This is a genomic window from Paenibacillus sp. VTT E-133280 (assembly GCF_002264385.1).
Classification (GTDB): domain Bacteria; phylum Bacillota; class Bacilli; order Paenibacillales; family Paenibacillaceae; genus Paenibacillus_AQ; species Paenibacillus_AQ nitricinens.
Genome location: NZ_NFUX01000138.1, coordinates 1 through 5,212 on the forward strand (window position 1 = coordinate 1; position 5,212 = coordinate 5,212).

General features: G+C 44.5%; 4 protein-coding genes. All 4 read right to left on the reverse strand.

From position 1 onward, the window contains the following. Nucleotides 1-2,252, reverse strand: a 2,252-nt coding sequence (locus CA600_RS30285) for an alpha-amylase family glycosyl hydrolase (protein ID WP_094874792.1), incomplete at its 3' end; no start/stop codon positions are given. Between the two features lie 263 nt (nt 2,253-2,515). Then, nucleotides 2,516-3,181 carry an alpha/beta hydrolase gene (locus CA600_RS30290; RefSeq protein ID WP_042191649.1) on the reverse strand — a complete coding sequence of 222 codons (666 nt, stop codon included), beginning with the start codon at nt 3,179-3,181 and terminating at the stop codon, nt 2,516-2,518. A gap of 151 nt (nt 3,182-3,332) precedes the next feature. Further along, nucleotides 3,333-3,914, reverse strand: coding sequence for a hypothetical protein (locus CA600_RS30295; RefSeq protein WP_094874793.1), 582 nt, complete (start codon nt 3,912-3,914; stop codon nt 3,333-3,335). Nucleotides 3,915-3,931: 17 nt separating this feature from the next. After that, complete coding sequence (locus CA600_RS30300) at nt 3,932-4,468, reverse strand: hypothetical protein (RefSeq protein ID WP_094874794.1); 537 nt, start codon at nt 4,466-4,468, stop codon at nt 3,932-3,934. Between the last annotated feature and the right edge of the window lie 744 nt (nt 4,469-5,212).

The window sequence follows — 5,212 nt, forward strand, 5'->3', positions numbered from 1 at the left end:
GGTGTTGGTGTTGGTGTTGGTGTTGGTGTCACTGGCCCACCCGATGTAATACTTCCTGTTGGCGTATAAGTCCAGGTTCCAGTACCGAATAGATAGTTGCTCCCCCCGTTACTGTCCCATGTGCCACTGCCGTTGTTAAAGCATGCTTCAAGCTGGCTGGCGGAGCCGATATTAATCGTTATTTTGTTGTATCCGGCTACATCAGATACAGGTATAGCCACACCCGGAGATGTCGTCCATGTACCTCCTACTGGGCGATAATGAATATAAGGCGAGGTATAACCTTGCTTATAGTAAATCGTGACACTGTTCCCTGCTGGTGTTGTAATAGACGCAATCGCACTAAGAAGAGATAGATTGCCTGCGGCATCAAATGCTTTTACCGTGTAGTTATAGGTAGTACTAGCGGATAAACCATTGTCCGTATAGGAAGTAGTCGCCGTTGTGCCTACCTTAACACCATTACGATAAACTTCATAACCAGTTACACCTACGTTGTCGGTAGATGCCGTCCAGCTGATCAAAGCGCTAGATGCAGTCTGAACAGTTGCCGTTACATTGGTCGGAGTAGTTGGAGGAACTGTTTCTGAAGGTTGTTGTTGTTTCGCATAGATTTTGGCTGAATTTGCACCTACAGTTACAGTAATTTGCTTTCCAGTTACTCCGCCTGATTGTACAGTCACTGTATCTGCAGTATTCAGCTGATTATATAAAACTGTCCCTGCGGTCAAACTACTCTCGGCGCGCAGCGGGATGGTTACCGTTTGCGAACCACTAGATTGATTACTAAATACAGAAATAGCTTCTTGACCTTGATTAGTTCCAGTGTCGATACGACGTGAGAAGGCATATAAGTTCTGCGCAGCCCACATTTCACGTTGAGTACCTGTACGTAGTGCTGGGTTATTTTTACGAATCTCATTAAGTTTGGCTACGTGCTTGTAGGTGCTGGCATTTTCATTAAAATAGTTCTCAATTACGTTTCCGCTTGCATCCCGTTTCACCATAGACCAACGGTTCCAAGTATCAGCAATACCGCCTGTCATGATCTGACTGTTGCCGTTGCCTTTGTTCTGCTCTGTTCCTTGGAAGACCACTGGTGTTCCACGAACTGTAAAAATAAAGGTTAAAGCATTCTGCAGCTTATCAACGCTTCCCCCGGCTTCCGTTAGAAAACGGTTGCGGTCATGATTGTCGATAAAGGTAACCATGTGATTGGCATTCCCATTGTAGTAGGAATCCTGTGCCAAGGTGCTTTTGATATTGGACTCAAAAGACTGCCCATAAGCAAAGCTGTTAAGTACGGAGAAGAACATTGGGAAATCGAGCATGCCCCATTCCTTGTTGTTTCCGACCCAACGTGAGACAAATTCAACATTTCCGTCGAAATTCTCGCCAAATGTATTAACGCCCAGATAATTTTGTAGTTCACCGATATCTGTTGGCTTCATCAGCTTGGCAGCATCCACACGCGCACCGTCAGCGCCTGTATAATCAAACCAGCCTTTGATGGAATCGAATATCGCCTGCTTAGCCGCAGGAACATCGAAATCAATGTCATCTAGCCCGCCCAAATCATGATTCTCTAAGTAATCCTGCGCCCACTGATCATATCTTCCATCCGCCAGAGACCAGTTAATATCTCCATTATGGTGATACCATGCTGGATTATTGAACGGAGCCACTGGCTGCAATGATGTGATATCATAATAGGCTTGGGAACCTAGCATATAATCACCGACGTGGTTTGGCACAACGTCAATCACTACTTTGATGCCAAGTGCATGTGCGGAGTCCACAAGCTCCTTCAGCTTCTCCTTCGTTCCGAAGTATGGATTGGCAGCGTTAGGGTTCTTAACGTTGTATCCGTGATAGGCTGTATTTTTTCCGGAACCGTTGTTTTCCCGGTTAGTCATTTGTGGCTCAGCCACTGGGGAAATCCAAATCGCGGTATAGCCCATATTTTTAATATATGATAGCTTATCGATAATCCCCTGCCAGTCTCCGCCTTTCATATAACGGAAATCTTCCTCAGAGTTTTCTCCATAGCGAATTGCCGCACCCGTAGCATTGTTGGAAGTATCTCCATCATTAAATCGGTCAACCATAATCTGATAAATAGTGTCGTTCTCATTAATCGTGCCGATGCTTGCCGCTTCAGCTTTTTGCGGTGTTAAGACAAACAAATTAATCACGGTAGAAAGAAGAATAGATGTAATTAGAACGGGTACATACCATAACCTACGTTTCATTGCGTGCATCTCCCTCTCTTATTAAAGCGTATTCAAAACATTCTAAAACCTACTTCTTTGATTAAAAACCAAGCCCGCCCAGTGATGTCTCTAATGTTTTTAATATCTTTAACACAAAAAACAAATAATTTTAGGGAAACCGGTTTCCCTACTAAAAATTACCATGATTATGAATACGTTGTCAAGCTATAAAAAATAAAATTCCCAAGAAAAAGAGCCTCCTTATTAGGGGCTCTTTGGAGTTCATTATTCACCTTATATGCTTAGCTTCCTACACTCTGAATAAAATGCAATACTTCATTCATTATCCGGTCCTTATCTTCACAATGACAAACCATATGACCACTGTTATCCACCATTATCACTTGTTTTTGGGCTGTAGGAATCGTATGTTGCAGGAAGTCAGCGCTTCGAGTCTTCACCAGATGATCTCGCTTCCCCTGCACGATCAAGGTTGGAGTCTCAATATGAGGATAGATTGAAAAACTCTCCCGGACCAATCGTTGAAACTCTCTCGTCGCCCTTGGGGGCGTTGAAGTGAATTTATTAATATACGTTTTTAGCATGGAAAAGCTCCCAAGAGTCTTAAGAATCTCCACAGGATTCAGCGGAAATACGGGAGTGGACAATAAAGTAAGGGATTTGATCCAGGGTTTATACCGTACAGAAAGATGTGAAGCAATAAGGGCACCGGTAGAAAAGCCAATCAGATGAACACCTTCATCCGTCTTTAACAGCTCTGTCAATTCATCTTCAGCACTCTGTTGCCAATCATGTCGATCCGAATGCAATAAATCATTCCTGCTCCCCCCATGCCCTTTCAGGGTAAACGTTCTGGAACGGTAATTATGCTGCTCCATAAACTGGGACAAGGGAGAGATCTCATGCTCACCTCCGGTAAAGCCATGAATAAATAAACAACTTTCCATAATTGTCCCTCTTTTCACATGCCAATCTGATATACAACTTTATTGTATAATGCCAATCCCCTTTATTTTCTATACATTCCATCCTTTTATGTAAAACCTCAACCCAAGTGATGTTAAGGTTCAGCTCTGTGAATGGTTCGCAGCAAGAACGCTATTGCTCCCACCAAAGAAGACCCAACGCTGAGGTAATCGTTAAACCTACGGCGGAGCTGGATGAGGTTACGTTAGCACAAATAGCAGTCCCCGGCGGGACAATGATGCTGCCCGTAAAGTTCTGTGAGAATGCCCCCGGTGCCAATTGATAATTGAAAAGCGTCGTTCCCCCGCTAATGGCTGCTGTGGAAGACTGAACGGTCATCGCACTCGTCGCCGAGCTGCCCAAATTATTATTCGTTGGCGTTAATGTTGTAGGTGAAGTTACCGTCCCTCCTTTTACAATTGTAAAGCTACCCGACATTGCTGATAGTAGGGAAGAACCGCCAATACTGCCGCTTATACGTGAGATATACACAGTTTTTCCACTGCCTGAAGCATTACTAATCCGAATAGAAGCGATTGCGGAGATTAGACTAAGTACGACCAAACTAGACGCAGATGTGTTAGTTGAATATAAGACTGCAGCCTGCGAAGCGCTTATTTCAGGCGGTGCGCTAATATCTGGCGCTTGGAAGGTATTCACCATATCCACATAAAGAGGCTGATCGTTGTCATTAAATACAAATTGATTAGGCATATTTATCCCTCCTGCTTCTAATATTCCCACCAGCTGATAGACGTTGTTGCCGCCGAGGACCCCGATGCAATCGTAATGGAGGTAGTAATGGAATTTCCGGGGGGAACTACAATTTGCCCTGTAAAATCAACAATGATCGGACCGACCGCCAACAATAGAGATACTAGCGTGGCTGGACTTCCAGTAGGGGCTGCAGTTGAGGTTCTAGCCGTCATAACACTAGTTAACGCACTTCCAAAATTATAATTAATCGGTGTGACGGTAGTCCCGGCGACCGTAGCGTTCCGAAGTAATGATAAAGTAACAGCCGCCGTCGCTGAGCTGGCAGTCACACGGGATACATACAAGGTGCGTCCGCTTCCTGCCGGATTACTAATCTGAATTACTAAGGGGGCAGTCGTCGTTACCGTAGAAGTAAAGGCGATTCCAAACAATAGCCCCGCCTTGGCTGCTCCCCCCTCAGGAGCTGAATCTATACCAGGTGCAACATACGTGTTAACTTGCTCTGTAAAAAGTGGCTGGCTGCTCTGATTGAATACTGAGTCGTTAGGCATGAGATATCCTCCCCGTACTTATGCTTCTTCTCATTTTATGCCGATCTCAGTAACAGGTTGTGGGAATGTGCGTAATTTTGCTTTTCCTGCCCAGTCACCCCCTTTTTCCCACCATATATTAATATCACACCATTCGAATGGCTAAGGATTGTCCCTATCGGTTTGCGGCTTATTGGACTGCGGTTTATTTAGGCACAGGGCTCAAACGACGGTTTGGGCCTTTTCATGGATTGAGCACCAGAAATTCCGTAGGAAGTGAATGAAATCCGTATTGGCCTGGAGCTTAAAAAGCGCAGCAAGAGAAAACATAAAAAAGCGGAACTAAAACGATTCTCTCTTATTCAGTTAAGAATGAGGGAGCTCACTCTGTTAGTCTCCGCTTGAAGATCAGCCAGAATCGATTTGATTGTTTTATAGATTCAGAAGAGATTGTTGCTTTAAAAGAAATGAGAATGCTAGTGGACTCGAACCACCGCCTCCACGCTACATTCAACGGGTGTAGGCAAGATTGTGTATACGTCCAAGCCCAGTATTTAAGTATCACTTGATCATTTTATAAGGAAGGGACGAGGAACTTTGCCTAACTATAGCTCTTTTCAAGCGAATCCTGATAATCTACGAACACTTATATTTGGCCGGGATGCTACCCTGGTTGATCATCCGCTCACTACAGATCCCAGCGGAAATCTAACGACGATTATCCTAGATGGTACGATTTCCAGCGTGCTTGGCGCTACGATCACT